This window comes from Polyangium sp. 6x1 (assembly GCF_029946515.1).
GTDB lineage: Bacteria > Myxococcota_A > Polyangia > Polyangiales > Polyangiaceae > Polyangium.
Window position 1 is genome coordinate 66,576 of the sequence record NZ_JARZHH010000004.1, and the last position, 18,992, is coordinate 85,567.

At 68.1% G+C, this 18,992-nt stretch carries 16 protein-coding genes; 6 read left to right on the forward strand and 10 right to left on the reverse strand.

What is annotated here, in order from left to right:
- Positions 1-172: 172 nt before the first annotated feature.
- The 5 genes from QHF85_RS06490 to QHF85_RS06510 all read right to left on the reverse strand — a co-directional run bounded on the left by QHF85_RS06490 (position 173) and on the right by QHF85_RS06510 (position 6,441).
- Positions 173-2,011 (reverse strand): VWA domain-containing protein, encoded by a 1,839-nt coding sequence (locus tag QHF85_RS06490; RefSeq protein WP_281326188.1) that lies wholly within the window; start codon positions 2,009-2,011, stop codon positions 173-175.
- A gap of 93 nt (positions 2,012-2,104) precedes the next feature.
- Positions 2,105-3,460: a hypothetical protein gene (locus tag QHF85_RS06495; protein WP_281326189.1), complete on the reverse strand. Its 1,356-nt coding sequence runs from the start codon at positions 3,458-3,460 to the stop codon at positions 2,105-2,107.
- Positions 3,461-3,462: 2 nt separating this feature from the next.
- The gene (locus tag QHF85_RS06500; protein ID WP_281326190.1) at positions 3,463-4,536 is read right to left on the reverse strand and encodes a hypothetical protein; all 1,074 of its coding nucleotides are present in this window, start codon (positions 4,534-4,536) and stop codon (positions 3,463-3,465) included.
- Between the two features lie 119 nt (positions 4,537-4,655).
- Positions 4,656-5,231 carry a Uma2 family endonuclease gene (locus QHF85_RS06505; protein WP_281326191.1) on the reverse strand — a complete coding sequence of 192 codons (576 nt, stop codon included), beginning with the start codon at positions 5,229-5,231 and terminating at the stop codon, positions 4,656-4,658.
- Positions 5,232-5,310: 79 nt separating this feature from the next.
- Positions 5,311-6,441 carry an aromatic ring-hydroxylating dioxygenase subunit alpha gene (locus tag QHF85_RS06510; protein ID WP_281326380.1) on the reverse strand — a complete coding sequence of 377 codons (1,131 nt, stop codon included), beginning with the start codon at positions 6,439-6,441 and terminating at the stop codon, positions 5,311-5,313.
- 160 nt (positions 6,442-6,601) lie between these two features.
- Between QHF85_RS06510 and QHF85_RS06515 the strand changes: the two genes are divergently transcribed.
- The 3 genes from QHF85_RS06515 to QHF85_RS06525 all read left to right on the forward strand — a co-directional run bounded on the left by QHF85_RS06515 (position 6,602) and on the right by QHF85_RS06525 (position 9,615).
- Positions 6,602-7,327 carry a hypothetical protein gene (locus QHF85_RS06515; RefSeq protein ID WP_281326192.1) on the forward strand — a complete coding sequence of 242 codons (726 nt, stop codon included), beginning with the start codon at positions 6,602-6,604 and terminating at the stop codon, positions 7,325-7,327.
- A gap of 65 nt (positions 7,328-7,392) precedes the next feature.
- On the forward strand, positions 7,393-8,448 hold the full coding sequence (locus QHF85_RS06520) for an OmpA family protein (protein ID WP_281326193.1): 1,056 nt from the start codon (positions 7,393-7,395) through the stop codon (positions 8,446-8,448).
- A 39-nt stretch (positions 8,449-8,487) separates the two neighbouring features.
- Positions 8,488-9,615 carry a hypothetical protein gene (locus QHF85_RS06525; RefSeq protein WP_281326194.1) on the forward strand — a complete coding sequence of 376 codons (1,128 nt, stop codon included), beginning with the start codon at positions 8,488-8,490 and terminating at the stop codon, positions 9,613-9,615.
- Positions 9,616-9,619: 4 nt separating this feature from the next.
- Here QHF85_RS06525 and QHF85_RS06530 read toward each other — a convergent pair whose 3' ends face one another.
- From QHF85_RS06530 to QHF85_RS06550, 5 genes are all read right to left on the reverse strand, one after another.
- Positions 9,620-10,276, reverse strand: coding sequence for a hypothetical protein (locus QHF85_RS06530; RefSeq protein WP_281326195.1), 657 nt, complete (start codon positions 10,274-10,276; stop codon positions 9,620-9,622).
- A 16-nt stretch (positions 10,277-10,292) separates the two neighbouring features.
- Positions 10,293-11,924, reverse strand: coding sequence for a serine/threonine-protein kinase (locus QHF85_RS06535; protein ID WP_281326196.1), 1,632 nt, complete (start codon positions 11,922-11,924; stop codon positions 10,293-10,295).
- Positions 11,921-12,799 (reverse strand): SUMF1/EgtB/PvdO family nonheme iron enzyme, encoded by an 879-nt coding sequence (locus QHF85_RS06540; protein ID WP_281326197.1) that lies wholly within the window; start codon positions 12,797-12,799, stop codon positions 11,921-11,923. The genes QHF85_RS06535 and QHF85_RS06540 overlap by 4 nt, the downstream gene beginning before the upstream one ends.
- A gap of 8 nt (positions 12,800-12,807) precedes the next feature.
- Complete coding sequence (locus QHF85_RS06545) at positions 12,808-13,626, reverse strand: SUMF1/EgtB/PvdO family nonheme iron enzyme (protein ID WP_281326198.1); 819 nt, start codon at positions 13,624-13,626, stop codon at positions 12,808-12,810.
- Positions 13,627-13,774: 148 nt separating this feature from the next.
- Positions 13,775-14,956 (reverse strand): cytochrome P450, encoded by a 1,182-nt coding sequence (locus tag QHF85_RS06550; RefSeq protein WP_281326199.1) that lies wholly within the window; start codon positions 14,954-14,956, stop codon positions 13,775-13,777.
- A gap of 174 nt (positions 14,957-15,130) precedes the next feature.
- On the opposite strand from QHF85_RS06550, the gene QHF85_RS06555 reads away from it, so the two are divergent.
- From QHF85_RS06555 to fusA, 3 genes are all read left to right on the forward strand, one after another.
- The gene (locus tag QHF85_RS06555) at positions 15,131-15,595 is read left to right on the forward strand and encodes a Tudor-knot domain-containing protein (RefSeq protein ID WP_281326200.1); all 465 of its coding nucleotides are present in this window, start codon (positions 15,131-15,133) and stop codon (positions 15,593-15,595) included.
- 17 nt (positions 15,596-15,612) lie between these two features.
- Positions 15,613-16,779, forward strand: coding sequence for an acyltransferase (locus QHF85_RS06560; protein WP_281326201.1), 1,167 nt, complete (start codon positions 15,613-15,615; stop codon positions 16,777-16,779).
- Between the two features lie 124 nt (positions 16,780-16,903).
- A complete protein-coding gene (fusA, locus tag QHF85_RS06565; RefSeq protein WP_281326202.1) occupies positions 16,904-18,988 on the forward strand; it encodes an elongation factor G in 2,085 nt (694 codons plus the stop codon).
- The last annotated feature ends 4 nt before the right edge of the window (positions 18,989-18,992 follow it).

Genomic DNA, 18,992 nt, shown 5'->3' on the forward strand with positions numbered 1-18,992 from the left:
CGGGGGTTTTTTTCGTCGAACGGGGCATGGGCCGGGCGAAGCGTACCCCCGAGGAGATGCCGAGGAAACATTTTTCCCGGCCTTCCTCGCGCTTGCCCGTTTTCCGGTGGAGAACCGAATGGTGGGACAAACAGGGCGCGGCGACCGAGCGAGCGCCGCGCCCGGCGTGGTTTTACTGGATGAGCCGCTTGATCTCGCCGCCCGCGATGTACGAGCCGCCGCCCGAAGCCTCGACGACCTCGTCGCAGACGTACAGCACCCCGAGCTCGCGGATGCTGCGCGGGAAGCGGATGTTGTAGTCCGGGTTGTAGCCGTCGCTCACCACGCGCGCGCGGAGCTTCTTGCCCTCGGGCACGCATTGCACGAGCACGCCGTCGCCGATCTCCGTGCACGTCGGCAGATCCGCCGCCGTCGCGGGCGTCTTCGCCGCCTTCGAGGACGATCCCGACGAGCGCCGGCTCGAGCCGCCCGAGCTCACGCTCACCGTCTCGCCCGGCCGGAGCAGCCGCTTGATCCAGCCTGCCGCGCGGTAGAAGCTCCCGTCGTTGCTCCCCACCACGTTCTCGACGAGGTACGTCACGCCCTCCTGCCGGATCGCGCGCGGGAACTGCACGTTCTTCGACGCGTCGAAGCCGTCCGAGATCACCTTGATCCGGAGCTTGCCGCCCTCCTTCTCGCAGCGCACCACGACGCCGCCGTCCGCGCTCGTGACCGTGGGCAAACCCGCCGCGCTGCCGCCCGCCGTGCCGCGCTGCGCGAGGTCGCCGCGGCTTCGCGTTCCGGCCTGGTAGGACTGATCGCGCAGCTCCTTGCGGAGCACGCCGTCGTACGACCGCTTCTCCAGCCGATCGGCGAAGTGCTCGAGCTGCTCGATCTCCTCGGCGAACGCGAACTGGTTCGCGAGCGGGCTGTTGCGCAGATCCTCGGCCATCTTCCGAAGCTTCTGCGCCGCGTTCTTGAGGTCGCCCTTGTCCGCGAGATCGACCGCCTCGTCCTTGAGCTTCGCCGTCTCCAGGCGACGCGCCTCGCCGATGACGTTGATGTCCTGCGCCGCCGCGGCCGCTTCCTCCGCCGTGCCCGCGTTCACGGTCACGACGAACTCGCCCGACCCGTCCTTGATCGCGCCGTCGACCACGGTCTGGTACTGGAACTGGACTGACGCGACCTTGATCGTCCCGGCCTTCGTCGGCTTCACCTCGAGCTCGAGCGCGAGGACCTTGTCCTCGACGGCGTACACGTCGCCGAGCGTCACTTCGAGCTCGCTCCCCTTCTCCTGGATGCGGTACTTGTTCAGCACCCAGCCGTGCTCCACGACGTCGTCGGGCCGCACGCTCACGACGAGGTTCTGCCCGATCACGGAGGACAAACCCTCGAGCTCGATCTTGAAGACCTGCTCGACGTCCTCGGGCGACTCGATGAAATAGAAGTTGCCCTCGGCCTCGCGGGCCATGCCGATGAGCAGGTCCTCGTTGAAGCCCGAGCCGAAGCCGAGCGTCGTCGTCACGACGCCCTCGCCCGCCTTCTCGCGGGACGTCTTCTTCAGCACGTCGGGGTCGGTGATCCCCATGTTCGCCTGGCCGTCCGTGAGGACCAGGACGCGGTTCACCTCGTCCTTTTTCGCGTGCTTCTTCACGTGCTTGACGCCTTCGAGCCAGCCGCCCGAGAGGTTCGTGCAGCCGCCGGCGCGCGCCTTGCCGATCTTGTCCTGGATGCCCTTCTTGTCCTTGGCGTTCACCGGATCGACGATCGTGTCGGCGCTGTCGTCGAAGATGACGACGCTCACGCGATCGTCTTCCTTCATCTCGCCGACGAGCGCCTGCGCGGCCTTGATGGCCTGCCGCAGCGGCGTGCCGCCCATCGAGCCCGAACGATCGAGCACGAGGCTGAGGTTCAGCTTCCTCCTCGGCGCGTCTTCCTTCTTCCCCTCTGCCCCGAAGCGGACGACGAGCGATAGCTTGGTGGACTCACCGACGACGATCGTCGGCTTGCTCAATGCATAGGTCGCTTTCACGGAGTTTCCCCTCTGGACGCCCGTAGTGGCCGCCCGCGCGGCCTAGAGAGGTATCACAGGGCGACCAGGGCGGAAAATCGGGATCGGCTGGGGCTAGGGAAACTTGACCTCGCTCGGGACCAGGAGGTCCTGGGCGGTGGCCCCCCCGATGCCGGACTGGCCGTGCTCGTTGCCGCCCCAGCAGAAGACGCGCCCGGCCCCCGTCTTCGCGCAGGTGTGGAGCCGGCCTCCGACGATCTCGGTCGCGTCGAAGAGCTCCACGGGAAGGGGGACGTAGGTGGTGTCGGTCGTGCCATTGCCGAGCGGCACGCCGACGCCCGTCACGTAGACCTGGCCGCCGTCGTCGGAGATGCTCGCCGTGTGGTTGAATGCCGCCGACACGAAGATCGGCTTCGGGACCGCAGAGGGGTCCGTGGGCGTCGTGCGCCACGTGAACTCGTTCTCGATGCCGAGCTGCCCCTGGTAGCCATTGCCCCAGCAATATTGCTGTCCGCCCTTCAAGGCGCAGGTATGCGTGGCGCCGGACGAGACCCGATCCACGCCCGTCAAGCTCACGACCTTCGGCGAAGGCTGATCATCGCCGCCCCCGAGGCCGAGCGGGCCCATCAGGCCATCGCCGCCCCAGCAATGGAGCGTGCCATCCGTAAGCACGGCGCAGGTATGCTCGTATCCGGCCGAGACCTGGCGCACGCCTTCGAGCGGCACCTTCGCCGGCGTGTTCACCTCGGGGCTCGCCATCCCGATGCCGATCTGCCCTCGATCGTTCGCACCCCAGCAGAAGAGCTCGTTCTTGTTCGTCACGGCGCAGGTATGCCGCCCGCCCGCGCTCACGGACACGGCGCCGACGAGGCTGATGACCGTCGCAGGTTTGTCCTGCCAGCCGGATTGACCAATGCCGAGCTGCCCCGCCGAGTTCGACCCCCAGCACTGGACCGTCGTGTCTTCGAGCGCCGCGCAGGTGTGCGCGAGGACCTGATCCGCGCCGGCCGCATTCTTGAACAGGCCTCCGCCCGCGTCGACGTCGACGGCTTTCGTCGCCACAGCCACCTTTGCCGGCGCGGGGGTCGGTTCCGCGCCGCTCGCGATGCCGAGCTCCCCTGAATCATTGCGGCCCCAGCAAAACACCTCGCCGACGCCCGTCAGGCTGCACGTATGGTCGTAGCCCGCGGTCAAGTGCGCGGGATCGTTGCACACGCCGTCGACGCACGAACGCTGGCAAACGATCCCGCAACCGCCGCAGTTCAGGGGATCGTCCAGGGTATTCACCTCGCACCCCGGCATGTCGTCGCACGTGGCGGTCCCGGCTTCGCAGCCCGGAGGGCCGCCGCCGGTCCCGCCGCCGCCTGCGCCGGTGCCGCCCGTGCCGCCCGTGTAATCGCGTGTCTCCGGGGAACACGCGGCGAGAGCGAGACCGACGAGAAGAGCGCTCGTGAAAGGTGTTCGTCGCATGCTCAGACCTTCACCCAGTTTTCGCCGACGAGCTTCTCGACGATCCACTTGCCATCGAGCCCCTTGCGGTTCCGCGTCTTCGGACCGGGCGCATTCTGGAGGGCCTCCCGGGCCCGTTGAATCTGCCCCATGTCCACCGGGTTGCGCTGCGGCGCCCGAAGGCCGTTCGCGAATTCCCGATCGAGCGCGCGGCGAGACGGCGGGAAGGCGCAGAACCACTTCAGCGTCGAGCCCGCAACGTACACGTTGTCGCTCGCGATGGAGGCGTACTTCGTGTTGCCGTTCAGGTTCCCCTGCCATACGTCGATCGCCGCTGCCGAGCTGAGCCACGCCGCCTTGCCATCGTTCAGCCCATTCCCGTTCACCCCGGTCGCGCTCGGCCGATCGACCAGCACGAGGTGGTGATCGTAATCCTCAGCGCCCACGTGCTCGATCATGTAGTCGTCGAACGCCGGATCCATGACCATCTTGTAGATCGCCGCCGCGGCGCAGCTGAAGCACCGCCCATACCCCTTGCCGTCCGTCTGCGGGGTGACCACGCGCCGACCGAGCCGCAGCCAGAGCTTCGGCTCGTACTGCTTGTTCTCGCGCACCTCGGTCGTGTCGATGTTGGCATGGTTGCGGTCCTGCTCGGCAAAAACGTTCCCCGCGGTGAAGTCGTAGGCGCCAGGAACCCCCGTCGGCCGATCCGTGATCTCGATGTTTTTCAACGTGGCGACGTGAGGCGCGAGTGCGGTCGTGATGTCCTGCAAGAAGCTCCACGAGGGGGGCAGGGTCATGAACTTCTGGTTGAATTCGCCGAGGGCGTGCACGTTCTGGAGCATGACTGCCTTGGAGACAATCTGGTTGCGCAGCTCGTTTGCCAGCCGCCCCCGCCGCGCGTACTCCTTCGGCTTCTTGAAGCCCCAGTTGTAGAGGGCGCCATAAAGCGTGACGAGCTTCGGCACGCTCTTGTCGTCGTTCTGGAAGGCGCCCAGCGCCGTGAGCAAGGTCGTGAGCTCCGCGCTGTTAGCAATCAGCCACGAACGCGTGACGGACGTACTGAACTCGTTGTTCCCGCGATCAAGCAACCCCATGATACACCTCCCAGCGAGAGCAGCTTAGTGCCCCTGGCAGGGTGTGAGCAAGCACGCTCTCCCGTCTCCTCATCATCCAGGCCGCCACGTTCGAGGGGAGTGATGCCGGACCGTGAGGCTTACGCGCTCTCGCCCAGCGGATTGCGGTAGACGTCATCCAGATCGAGCTTGCAGCCGATCGAGGTGAGCTCCGCAGCCCCTTTTTCCGCTGTGTCGTGGTAGCTCCACGAGCCGTCTTCCCGTCGGCGGAATACCTCGATGAGCCGCTGCTCGGACGACACGAGGACGTATTCCTTCAGCGAGGGGATCTGCTTGTAATGATGGAACTTAGCCCCGCGATCGTACGCCTCGGTGCTCGGCGAGAGGACCTCGACGAGGACGATCGGGTTCGTCATCGTGTGCTTGTGCTCCGGATCCCGCTCCAGCTTGCCACAGACGACGCTGAGGTCCGGGTACGTCACGAGGCCCGTGGCGGGCACCCGCACCCGAGCATCCGAGCTGAACACGGTGCAAGGGCGATCCCGGAGCTGGCTGCCAAGCAAAAACGCGAGGTTTCCCGCGATGCTGGCGTGCTCCAGCGTCCCCCCTGCCATTGCGACGATCTCGCCGTTCCGGTACTCGTGCTTCGTCTCCGCCTTCTCCTCGAACGCGATGTACTCGGCGAACGTGACGAGCTTGCGAGCGGCCTCTCCCATGTGCGGTGCCTCCTTGCCCATCGCCCTACCACGCTCCTCGAGTTTTTCCAACTGGAACCCGTTTTACCTTCTGGAACCCCTACACGAGCAATTTCACCGTTTCTTCATGAACATTCTCGCTCGTCGACAGGTCCCCCCGCTCGGCCTTCCGCATGAGCCGCCAGATATGTCGACCGAGCACGTCGATCTCCGTCGACGCATATTGCTCGCCCCCGAACCGCTGGATGTTCTCCGTCTGCAACTTCAGGAGCGCCGCGTCCTGCGCGAACACCTTGAGCCCGAGCGGCAAGAGGAACGGCTTGAGCAGCCAGCCCGGGAAGAGCCGGACCCGGAAGCTCACCACCGCGTAAATGTGCGTCAGGAAATCCGTCACCGGCGTCATCGCGGCGGACACCAGGAAATGGTTTTCCGTGCCAATCTTGTACTCGACCTCCGCGATCGAGGGCAGGATGAACCGGTCGAAATGCGTCACCTCCCCGCCCGACGGCGAGAGGATCCGCGCGACGAGGCCCGTCGGGCGCGGCTCGCCCACGTACTCGGCCACCACGCGGTCGTGCGTGCGCGTCACGCGCGCCTCGATCTGGATGCCCCGCGGCTTCGAACGGAACAGGCCGCTGTGCAGGTACTGCGTGTGCGGCACGTCGAGCGCGTTCTCCAGCGCCGCGTGCATCGTGCTCTCGGACTCGACCCGCCGCCGCACCGTCGTGTACCCCGCGCCGAGCTGGGGAAAGCGGTACGGCTCGGTCTTCGGCGCCTCGTTCGGCGTCCCGTACACCCACACGAACCCGTCCTGCTCCCGCGCCGCAAAACTCGGCGCGTTGCGCGCCTTCGCTCCGGCGTCGCCGACGAGCGACGGGACGAACTTGCACGCGCCCCCGCGGTCGAAGCGCCAGCCGTGGTACGAGCACTGGAGCTGCCCCTCCACCACCTCGCCGATCGAGAGCGGCACGTTCCGGTGCGGGCAGCGATCGATCAGCGCCCCCGGCTTGCCCTCGCCGTCGCGGAAGAGCACGAGCGGCACGCCGAGCAGCGTCCGCGCGATCGGCCGATCCCCGAGCTCGTTCGACGTCGCCACGACGAACCAGTGGCCGGAGAGGCGCGCCACCGAGGCCCGCACCTTCGCCCGCGGCGGCGCGAGCAGGGCCTCGGCCGGCACGAGGGGCGCGCTCTCGGAAGGCTCGGCTGCGACGTCGCGATCGTCGGGTCCCATCACGGCTGAAGCCTCCCCACTTTCGGCCCCGATGGCAAGCGCGGCTTGCGTCCGCACACGCCGCCCCGCCTCGGCCCGTATGTACGATCTGTCACGATGTTTTTACCCTGTGGGCTTTCCGGAGATCTCACGCTTCGGGAGGTGCGTTATGCGATCGTCCATGAACAGAACCTTTTCGCTTCTTCTCTTGTGCGTGGGAATGGTCGGGCTTCCGATCGTCCTCGGCGGATGCGGAAGCGACATCTCGGACACGACGGGCGGCGCGTTCACGGGGAGCACGGGGACGGCCGGATCCGGCGGGACCGGCGGGATGGGCGGCGTAGGCGGGGCCGGCGGAGCCGGGGGCATGGGCGGGATGGGCGGCGCGGGCGGCATGGGCGGGGCCGGCGGGGCCGGCGGCATGGGCGGCGGCGCTCCAGCGTGCATGCAGCCGCCGGACGACTGCGCCGCGTGCATGTTCCAGCAGTGCAACGTCGCGTACTGCGACTGCGCCGGCGAGCCGTCCTGCCTTGGAATCGTCCCCTGTTTGCAGGCGTGCCCCGCGATGGACCAGGCGTGCGCGCAATCCTGTCAGCAGAAAAACTCGCTCGGCTTTACGGAGTTCCTGATCGCGTCGAGCTGCGCGGGCACGCTCTGCGCGCCCTCGTGCCCCGGCGCGGGGATGGTCGGCGCCTGCGAGCTCTGCCTGGCCCAGCAATGCGAGGCGCAGTTCGAGGCCTGCGTCGGCAACCCGGAGTGCACGGCGCTCATCGACTGCGTGCGGGCTTGCCCGCAAGGCAACATGTCCTGCCCGCAGACCTGCCTCGCGCAGCACCCGGGCGGCGCGAACCAGGTGCAGCAGCTCAACCAGTGCGGCTCGATGAGCTGCGGAAACGTGTGTAACTGAGCCGCGACGCGGCTCTTTTCTTCCCAACGGCCCCGAGGACGGCTAGGCTCCGCGCCCTCTGCGTCATGCCCCCTCGAAAGACCTTCGCTCGTAGCCCTCTTCTCGCCCTCGTCCTCTCGCTCGTGCCCGCCGCGTGTGGCTCCGGTTATGCGCCGCGGCCGATGTACGGGCAGGCGGAGCGAGGCGCCGACACCGATCAAGACGGCGCCGCCGACATCGACGACGCTTGCCCCGCGGAGGCCGAAGATGGCCTGCCGCCGAAGGCGAACGACGGCTGTCCCGCGACCGATCCCGACAACGACGGCGTCCTGCTCGCCGACGACAAATGTCCCTACGCAAAGGAGGACGGCCTGCCGCCGAAGGCCGAGGACGGCTGTCCCTCGGACGACGAGGACCAGGACGGCGTCGCCAATGCGAAGGACAAGTGTCCGATCCAGCCCGAGGACAACCTGCCGCCGAACGTGGGCGACGGTTGCCCCTCCCCCGACGGCGATCAGGACGGCGTCGCGGACGTCAACGACAAGTGCCCGAAGGAGCCCGAGACGCTGAACGGCTATCGCGACGACGACGGCTGCCCCGACCAGGCCGCGGGTGAGGTCGCGTATGACGAGAGCTCGCACGAGATCGTCATCCCCGAGACGAAGAAGGTCGATTTCGAGCTCGATTCGGCCGAGCTCACCCCGGCCGCGAAGGCGACCGTCGCCGAGATCGCCAAGGTGCTGAAGGAAGTGCCGCAGATCCAGCGCATGGAGATCGAGGGGCACGCGTCGAGCAAGGGCGACAAGAACTACAACCTGAACCTCACCGAGCGCCGCGCCCAGGCCATGGCGAATGCCCTCGTGGCCGGCGGCGTCGATCGCAACCGGCTCGTCCCGGTCGGCTATGGCGAGTATTGCCCCGCCGTCGATCGCGGCGACGAGGTCGACGACCCCGTCAACCGGCGCGTGCTCCTCAAAGCCGTGCAGGTGAACGGCGTTTGGCAAGACGTACCCCGCGGCTGCTGGCGAGCGAAGGCGGCCGGGATCGATCCCACGAAGCGCAAGCCCGGCGTGTGGCAAACCCCGTCGAGCCAGCCTTCTTCGCCGCAGACCCCGTACGTCCCGCCGGCCGGCGGCGCCTGAACGAGCACGCGTTTTCCTGGACCATCGAGGAGCTTTTTCATGTCTTTCCTGCGTCGTTTCGCCTCCCTTCCGTTCGTCGCCGCGCTGCCCCTGCTCGTCGGCTGCGGCCCCTCCCAAGCGCAGATCGACCCGAAGAACGTGGTGAACGTCTCGGTCCGGCCGGCGTCGGGGCAGCTCCTGTTCTGCCCGGGGGACCCCTTCCAGGTCGAGGTCGTCGCCAAGCTGAAGGACGGCACGTCCTGCAGCAACGTCGACCCGAACAAGGGGTGCATGAGCCAAAAGGATACGGTCATCTCCTCGAATCTCGTGCACATCCAGGGCAGCTCGGGGTTCATCGGCGGCGGCAATTTCATCTGGATGCCTGACAAGGACGTCCTCAAGACGGCCGATACGGGCATGGGCCTGCGCGGCTGGCTGGAGTCGGCGACGAGCGGCAAATCGATGGAGGGCGAGGCCCAGCTGAAGCCCGTCTACGATTGCCAGAAGGAGCAACAGATCCGCGGCGCGAAGGGGCGCGTGGGCGAGCAAGGCGGGCCGGGGCCGGAGCTCACGATCTCGATCACCACGCTCTCGACGCCGTTTTACCCCGACGCGGCGCTCATCCGCATCGATTGGCCGGGCAACCGCGCTTATGTGATCAGCCCCTCCTCCGACAAACCCGTGCGGATCACGAGCGTCGGCGGCGAAGGCGGCCGGGGCAGGGAGGGCGTGTCCGGCATTCCGGGCAAGGACGGCGTGGACGCGAAGGAAGAATGCATCGACGGCACGGACGCCACGGATGGGACCAACGGCGGCCCCGGCGGTCGGGGCGGCGATGGGGGCCCCGGCGGTCTGATCAAGGTGATCCTGGACGACGCGAATGCGGACAAACTCAAGGGGCGGCTCCTGCTCCTGAGCGTCGGCGGCCAGGGCGGCGATCGTGGGCCCGGCGGCGATGGCGGGCGGGGCGGCAAGGGAGGCAATGCCGGCCCCGTGAGGGCGGGCGATCCCGAATGCAAGCCGAAGGACGGCAAGAATGGCGCGCTGGGCAAGTTCGGTCCGGCCGGCGAGCAAGGCCGTCCGGGCACGGCGGGGCCGGCGCCCGTCTTCGAGAATGGTCAACGCAGCGTGATGTTCGCGAACGAGCTCGCGACCATCCAGCGGATCGAGGCGGGGAAGGGGAAATAACCCCTCAGAAGACGATCTTCGTCTCGCCGCTCGCGAAGGGCTCGCGCTGGAAGCGGCCGGAGAGATTCCGGCCGCTTTCGGCTTCCGGCAGCTCGATTCGAATCACGGCCGGCGTGCCCGGCACGATTCGCACGAGATCCGCGCCCGTGGTCAGCACGGCCTCCAATCGCGTTTTGCCCTCGTGCCAGAAGCCCAGGTCCTGCTCGGGGTCGCAGGGCTCGCCCCAATCGATTGGCGCCCGCCCTCGGTTGTCGAGCGTGAGCTCGACCGTCCTTTCGGAGACGGCTCGCAGCGTCGCCACGTAGGATTGCCGGTCGCCGAGGACCCGGTATTCGACGACGTTGCTCTCGGCGCCGCCCCAGCGGCATGACGCGCGGTACAAGCCGACGTCGCGCATGCTCCCGCACGCCGAGGAGGAAACGGTCATCTCGTGGGCGCCGCCCGGGGGAATCTCGATTTCCTCGGGCGGATAGGGCCACGGAGCGCGAGGGAGGAAGTTGAGCCATTGGCCCTTTTCGTCCGTCGTGAGCAGGCTCATCCCGTCCGGCACCTCGCCCCGGACCGGCGCCGGGCCCCGGTTCGTGATTCGCAAGCGAAACTGGATCGAGGAGGGCTGGAGCGCGTAGGGCGTGCGCGCGTGGAGCGAGAGCTCGAGGGACACGGTTCGGGCCTCCGGATCAGGGGCGGCCGAGCACGCTCTCGATCGGCGTGAGCGGCGCGGCCGCGAGGTTTTTGCAGCCCGTGACGCGCTTGCCGGCGAGCGTGTAGCTCGCCGCCGGCGGCTGCGTTTGCACCATGGAGACGCGCAGCTTCCCGGCATCGAGCCGCGCCTCCAGGGGTTTGCCCGCGATCTCGGTGTACGGGACGATGCACGTCGAACGAGCGAGCGCGACGTCGTATTCGTTCCCCGCGGGCGGGTTCGGCCGCAGCCGATCCTCCACGCCGAAGACATCGGTTTTTCCGGGCAATGTGCGGAGCACGAAGCGGGCCTCGCCCTCCTCGTATCCTTGGTGCGCAAACGGTTTGGCGTCGCGGATCCGCATTTCGAGCCGGTCGCCGACGAGGACCGCGTCGTATTCGCGACCGCTTTCGCTCCGCCAGCGCCCGGCGAGGGCGGCGAGGGGGTGTTTCGTGTCCACGGTCGGCCCCGGGCCCGCGTGCGCGGACGCGCTCGTCGCGTGCTCCACCGCGGGCGGGCCTTTGGCCTCCGTGCGCCGCTCGTCCTTGGGCGCGCCGAACAAGCCGAGCGAATACGAGATCCCGAGCCCCGCGAGGGCGGCGATCCCCACGGTGAGCGCCACGACGACCCCACGCTTCGAGGACGGCTCGTTCCCAGGCGCCGTGATCACGGCAGCCTGCGCGGTCTGCGGGATCCCTGGCGCCGTCGCGTCCGCGTGCAAGGGCGCCGCCGGCGTCGTCAGGTGGAGCGGCGCGGCGGGCGCGGTCTGGCCGGACAACCCCTGGCCTTGCATGTCGAGCGCCGCGAGGATCTCCTCGCACGAGCCGAACCGATCTTCCCGACGCTTGGCGGCGCAGCGCTCGGCGACGGCCTCGAGCCACGCGGGCACGTCCGGCCGCCGCGCGCGGATCTTCGGCAGCGGCTCCTTCACGTGCGCCGTCATGATCATGTAATGGCTGTCGCCGTCGAACGGCACCTGCCCGACGAGCAGCTCGTAGAGCACGATGCCGAGCGAATAGACATCGACGCGTTTGTCGAGGTCCTTCTTTCCGGTGCATTGCTCGGGCGACATGTACAGCACCGAGCCGATGACGCCCTCGGTGTTGCCCTTGCCCTTCTGCGCGTCGCTCTCTTCCTTGGCGATGCCGAAATCCGTGACCTTGACGATGCCGTCCTTGCCGCGGATGAGCACGTTCGCGGGCTTCAAATCGCGGTGGATGATGCCCTCGGCGTGGGCCGCGGCGACGCCCTGCACGATGGGGCGGAAGAGGGCGAGCGCCTCGGCGACGGAGAGCGGCGCGCCGGATTTCGCGTATCGCGCGATGCGATCTTCGAGCGTCTCGCCCTCGATGAACTGCATGACGAGGCAGAGCCCGTCCTCGTCGGAGACGACGGCGTTGAGGCGGACGACGTTCGGGTGGTCGATCCGGGCGAGCGCGCGGCCCTCGGCGAGGATGCGGTCGCGGAAATCCTTGCGATGCGCGTATTCGGCGCGAATGGCCTTCACGACGACGGGCACCTCGGTGTGCACGTCGCGCGCGAGCCAGACGACGCCCATGCCGCCCTCCCCGAGGAGTTTTTCGAGGGCGTACTTTCTGTCGACGATCGAGCCGGGAGCGAATTCTTTCATAGGGGATCCGCGCAGCAGCGGAAGCCGGTGTTCGGGGTTGTCTGGCTGCGGGTGTAGACGGAGGAGATCGAGGGGCAATCGAGATCGGCGATGCTCGTATATCCACCCCCCTGGCGTCGGCACGGGTTCTCCATGGGCGTGCCGCCGACCGCCTCGTCGCAGGAATCCACCCACTCCCAGACGTTGCCGCTCATGTCGAAGATCCCTGGAAAGCCGCCCTCGCATGTCGCGAGGCTCGCCACTGGGACGACGGTGCCGTCTATCGGATCCTTGTCCTGGCCATTGCAAGCGGTCGGATCGTACGTGTCGCCGTAGGGATAGATCTTCGTACCCCCGCCGGTGCACGCGTTGAACCATTGGCTCTTCATGGCATCCGTGGCCTCCGCATATGCCAGCTGCCCGCCGCCGATACGGCCGCAGAGGCGCTTTTGGTGTGCGGCGCAGAACGCGTACGCGTCGCACCAGTCCACGTTCGCGACGGGCAGGTCGTTCTCCTGCGGCGTGATCTGCGGTTGAAAGGTCGTGTTCCACGCGCACTGCGGGAGCGATTCCACGATCGGCATCTGCTTCAACCACGCCACATATTGCGCGTTCGTGACCTCGGTGCTGTCGATGCAATAGGTTGCCTCTCCCGGGGCCTCCACCAGCACCATGGTCGGCGTGTCAGGTACGTCGGGACAGACGGCCACCGGTCCGCCGCCCGCGCCTCCCGTGCCGCTCGCGCTGCTGCTGCTCGCGCCCCCGAGTCCGCCCGCCCCTCCGCTCCCACCGCTGCCGCCTGTACCGCCCGTCGTCGATAGCTCCGGCGCGCACGCCACGAGAAGCGTGAGTCCTGCCACCCCGAGCGTCCACGAGCCCCGCATCGCACGGATCATCTCTTTCCTCATGGCACATCCGCGCAGCAGCGGAATCCCGTGGTCGCATTCGCGACGCCGCGCGCCTCGCCTCCGGCCGTCGGGCAATCGAGATCCGTCGCGAGGCTCGCATATCCGCCGCCGCGCCGGCGACACGTGTCGTTTTCCCCCGTCGCCCCGTCGCAGGCGTCCTCCCACTCCCAGAGGTTGCCGCTCATGTCGAGGAGTCCGGGAAGGCCGCCCACGCAGCCGGCCAGGCTGCCGACGGGCACCGAGGCGCCGAGCATCCTGTCCTGGCCATTGCAATGATCCGCGGCGTACGCGATCCCGTAAGGATAGGCGAAATTGTCGCCTTTGCTGCACGCGGCATACCACTGGCTCACGGCAGCATTGTTGATGTCGCCGTACGGGACCGGCCCCCCGCCGATTTTCCCGCAGAGCCGCTTTCCGTGCCATTTGCAGAAGGCGGCCGCGTCACACCAGTCGATGAGCGCGACGGGGCGATCGTCCGCGGGTGGAGTGACGCCATCCGCAGGCACGAACGTCGTGTTGAATTCGCATTCGGGTGCCTGCTTCACGGGAGACAGGTCGACCAGCGGGAGCCAGGTCGCATACTGGGCGTTCGTGACCTCGGTGCTGTCGATGCAATACTTCCCGAATGCGGCCGGCATGGCCACCATCCCGGGCGTGTTCGGCACCTCGGGGCAGACGATCTCGCCGCCGCCCCCGCTCCCGCCGCCGCCGAACCCGGCCGCGCCGCTGCTCGCGCTCGCACCCGCGCCGCCCACAGCGTCGCCGCCCTCGCCGCCCGCGCCGCCGGTCGTCGTGAGGTTCGGCGCGCACGCCACGACGAGGGCGTAAAGGCAGAACCCGAGGGTCCCCGCGCCCCACGCCCTCGCTGTTTCGAAAAAACGTCCGGCGGACCTCACGACGCGGCCGAGGGTAGCGCAGAACGAAGCCCGATCCCACCCGACCTTGCCCGAGCGCGCGTCTCGGTCAGAGCGGATCGAACCGGATGCGGCAGCTCGTGGCGCCCCGGACCGTGAGCGAGCAATTCCACGTCGGCTCCTGGGTCACATGGATCGCCCCCACGCGAGGCAGGAGCTCCTCGAGCGCGATCCGGGCCTCGGCGCGGGCGAGCGGCGCGCCGAGGCAGAAATGGGCGCCGTGCCCGAACGCCACGTTCGGCCGCCGCTCCCGGTCGATGTCGAATCGCTCGGCGTTCTCGAATCGGGTCTCGTCGCGGTTCGCCGAGCCGAGCAGGGCGCATACCACGGAGCCCGCGGGCAATCGCACGCCCCCGAGCTCGACGTCTTCCATCACGAGGCGCAACGTCCCGTGCGCGGACGGCTCCACGCGGAGCGTCTCCTCCACGAAGGGGCCGATCGCTGCGGGGTCGCGGCGCAGTCGGTCGAGCAGATCGGGGCGCGCGGCGAGGAGCCGCAGCGAATTCGTGAGCAGGTGCGTCGTCGTCTCGAAGCCGGCGACGAGCAGGAGGAACATGAAGCTCGTGAGCTCCGCGTCGTCGAGGCGGCGCCCGTCCACCTGGGCGTCGAGCAGATCACTCGCGAGATCGTCACGCCGCGCGCGCTTGCGGTCCTCGAAGACCTCCTCGACGTAGCGCGTGAGCTCCACGATGGAAGCGACGATGCGCGGGCGCGCCTCCTCGGGCGTCCCGGGGTGGACGCCCACGAGGTCCTCGGTCCAGGTGCGAAACTTGTCGACGAGCGTGCCGTCCATGCCGAGCAGGTTGGCGATGACCTTCGCGGGCAGGGTCGTGGCGAGCTCGTCGCAGATGTCGACCTCGAGGCCTTGGGCGGCGCGCTCGGCGAACGCTGCGGCGGCCGCGCGCGCGAGCGGCTCGACCCGAGGGAGCACGCGCGCGCTGAACGCGTGGCTGATGACCGATCGGATGGCGGTGTGGCGCGGCGGGTCGAGCAGGACCAGCGACTCGGTGATCGGGTTGTACCCGAGCCATGGATGCTCGGTCGCCGCCCGGAGGCCCTGCGACGAGAAGACGGAAGGGTTCTTCAGGACAGACACGACGTCGTCGTAGCGGCTCACGGCCCACACGCCGCCCGGGTCGACGACCGAGACCGGGGCCGCGCGACGCAGCTCGGCGTAGTAGGGGTAGGGGTTCTTGCGGACGAGTGGATCGAGAAGGTTCAAGCGTGCCATCGGCGACCTCCTGCCTGTGATGCGCCCCCCCTCGGAGGACGGAGTTGTCGCAATCGAGGGTTGGTATACGCCAGGTCCGCTCGGAAGTTAGCCGCGCCACGCGCTTGCAAGCCCTGGCCCTCGGGGGTATCTCCCTCCGCCGGAGACGTCTCTCCGACGCTCGAACTCCGCGTCATGGCCTTCGTTCGGTCCTCGGTGCTCTCCCTCGTGCTCGTCGCCGCCCTCTCGTCGGGCTGCAAGAAGCGTTACGACGTGGGGGACCAGGTCCTCGTCGAGTGGGAGAACAACAACTACCCGGCGGTCATCCTCGAGACCCAGGGGCCGACGAAGTTCAAGGTCCACTACCAGGGCTACGACGCGATCTGGGACGAGGTCGTGCCGCGTGAGCGCGTGAAGGAGCTCGTCGAGGGGACGGTCGTGCACCCCGAGCCGCCGCAGAAGGTGCGCGCGAAGGCGCTCGCGGCGGCGCAGACGAACATCTACAAGATCGGCGACCGCGTGCGCGTCGAGTGGCACGGCACGATGTACCCGGCCGTGATCGTCGGCATCGTGGGGCAGGAGCGGTACCGCATCCACTTCGAGGGATACGGCGACGAGTGGGACGACACCGTGGGCCTCACCCGCATCCAGCCGCGCTGACGCGCGCGCCGCTCCGCATGCCCCTCGCCCTCGATAGGCCGGCGCCGAGCGCGGGCCCGTCCTTGCCGCAGCTCGACGCGCTGCGCGGCGTGGCGATCCTCGCGGTCTTCGTCCAGCACCTCGGCGATCGCTTCCTGCCGCTCGTGCGCGCGTCGGTCGAGGCGAACGCGCCGGCGCCGCTCGTGCCGTGGATCCTGACGGTGCTGCATCACGCGTGGTGGGGCGTCGATCTCTTCTTCGTGCTCTCGGGCTTCTCGCTCGGGCTCTCGTGGATCCGTTCCAGGGGACAACCCCCGCGCGACTTCTTGCTCCGGCGCGCCGCGCGCATCCTGCCCGCGTACTGGGTCGCGCTCGTCGTGACGCTCGTGTTCCATCGCGGCGTCCTCGGCGCGCCCTCGTTCGCCGCGTCGCTCGCCGCGCATCTGTTGGTGCTCCAAGGATACGTCTCGCCGGGCGGGATCGTGATCATCGGCGCTTCGTGGTCGCTCACCACGGAGGCCTGCTTCTATCTGGTCTTTCCGTGGCTCGCGCCGCTCGTCCTGAAGGAGGGCCGACGATCGATCTGGATCGGCGCGGGCGTCGTGATCGCGAGCTGGCTCGTGCGCATGGGGCTCCACGCGGTCGTGCTCGAGCCCGGGATCCACACGGGCCTGCTCGAAGCGACGCAGCGGCGGTGGATCCCGAGCCGGCTCGATCAGTTCGTGCTCGGCGCGCTCGCGGCGCGGGCGTTCGTCGCCCTCGCACGATCCGAGCGCGCGGCCTCGCTCGCGCCCTGGGCGCTCGCCGCGTGCGTGCCCGCGCTCGTGATCGCGTTCCGGCTGGAGGGGCTCCATTACCTCGAGCCCGGCGGCGGCGCGCCGTATGCGTGGCTCTCGCTGGTCACGACGGCGCTCGTCCTCTCGGCCGCCCTCTGCCGCGGCCGCGCGCTCGCGATCGTGGCGCCGCGCCCGCTCGCCTTCGTCGGAATCGTGAGCTACGGCGTGTTTCTCTATCACCAGCTCGCGCTCGGGGTCTCCGACCTCGAAGCCTCGTCACCGCCAACCTGGAAGAACCTCGCGCGGACCGCGTCGTTCGCGCTGGTCGCCTCCGTCATCGTGGGCTACGCCTCGTGGGTGCTCGTCGAGCGCCCTGCGATGCGGTGGGCGAGCCAGAAAAGAAGGGAATCACGTCCCTCACCGGCGTGACGAGACGGTGTCAGCCGGCACGCCAGTCCACTTTCCCCTGGCGTGACGGCCGGCTAACGATTATAGCGCGCCGCGTTTTTTGCCGAGAGCCGCCCTCCCCCAGGGGGCGGCAGGAGTCCTCTTCGTGATCAGCGATCTGTCCAGGCTCAGGAACATAGGAATCAGCGCCCACATCGACTCGGGGAAGACCACGCTGACCGAGCGCATCCTCTTCTACACGAAGAGGATCCACGCCATTCACGACGTGAAGGGCAAGGACGGCGTCGGCGCGAAGATGGACTCGATGGATCTCGAGCGCGAGCGCGGGATCACCATCCAGTCTGCAGCGACGTTCTGCACCTGGGGCAACACCCAGATCAACATCATCGACACCCCCGGCCACGTCGACTTCACGATCGAGGTCGAGCGCAGCTTGCGCGTGCTCGACGGTGCGATCCTCGTGCTCTGCTCGGTCGCGGGCGTGCAGTCGCAGTCGCTCACGGTCGATCGCCAGATGCGCCGCTACGGCGTTCCGCGCATCGCGTTCGTCAACAAGTGTGACCGCGCGGGCGCGAACCCGCTCCGCGCGCGCGACCAGCTCCGCGAGAAGCTCAACCTGAACCCGGTGCTCTTGCAGCTCCCGATCGGCCTCGAAGACAAGTTCGAGGGCGTCGTCGACCTGATCAAGATGAAGGCGTTCCGGTTCGAGGGGCCGAACGGCGAGAAGATCATCGAGTCGGACATCCCGGCCGGCATGCAGGCCGAGGCGCAGAAGTGCCGCGACGAGATGCTCGACGCGCTGAGCATGTTCTCCGACGAGCTCACCGAGGCGATGCTCGAGGAGAAGGTCACCGAGGACCTCATCAACAAGGCGGTCCGCTCGGCCACGATCAAACTCCAGATCGTGCCCGTGATGATGGGCTCGGCCTACAAGAACAAGGCCGTGCAGCTCCTGCTCAACGGCGTGACGACGTTCCTGCCCTGCCCGACGGACGTGACGAACCACGCCGTCGACCTGGAGAAGGACGAGGCGAAGATCGAGCTCGACAGCGACTCGGACAAACCGCTCGTCATGCTCGCGTTCAAGCTCGAGGACGGCCGCTTCGGCCAGCTCTCGTACCTGCGCGTCTACCAGGGCACGATCTCGAAGGGCAAGGAGATCACGAACACGCGCACGGGCAAGCGCCACAAGGTCGGCCGCCTCGTCCGCATGCACTCCGACGAGATGGAGGACATCGAGAGCGCGGGCGCCGGCGACATCGTCGCGATGTTCGGCGTCGACTGCAACTCGGGTGACACGTTCACCGACGGCACGCTCAGCGTGGCCATGACGAGCATGCACGTGCCCGACTCGGTCATCTCGTTGACCGTGACGCCGAAGGACAACAAGGCGCAGGTCAACATGTCGAAGGCGCTGAAGCGCTTCACGAAGGAGGACCCGACCTTCCGCGTGGGCAGCGATCCCGAGACGAACGAGACGGTCATCCACGGCATGGGCGAGCTGCATCTCGACGTGTACATCGAGCGCATGAAGCGCGAGTACGGCGCCGAGGTCGTGACGAGCCCGCCGCGCGTCGCGTACCGCGAGACGGTCACGCGCAGGACCGAGTTCAACTACACGCACAAGAAGCAGACCGGCGGCTCGGGTCAGTACGGCAAGGTCGCGGGCATCATCGAGCCCAGCGACCAGGCGTACGAGTTCGTCGACGACATCACGGGCGGCTCGATCCCGAAGGAGTTCATCCCCTCCTGCGACAAGGGCTTCCGTTCGATGCTCGCGAAGGGCCTCGTCATGCAGGCGCCCGTGACGGGCGTGCGCGTGACGATCAACGACGGTGCGGCGCACGCGGTCGACTCCTCGGACATCGCGTTCCAGGAGGCCGCGCGTGGCGCGTGGCGTGAGGCCTATCCGAAGGCGGGTCCGCAGATTCTCGAGCCGCTGATGAAGGTGGCCGCCGAGAGCCCGAGCGAGTTCCAGGGCGGCGTCGTCGGCATCCTGATGCAGCGCCGCGGCATCATCATCGGTACGACGGAGTCGGACGGCTTCTGCCGCGTCGAGGCAGAGGTCCCCCTCGCCGAGATGTTCGGATTCTCGACCGTTCTTCGCTCCGCGACGCAGGGCAAGGCAGAGTTTACCATGGAGTTCTCCCGGTACGCTCCGGTCCCCGGTGCGATCGCCGAGGAGCTCATCAAGAAGCACAAAGAAGAGCTGGCGAAGAAGGGGAAGTGAGGGC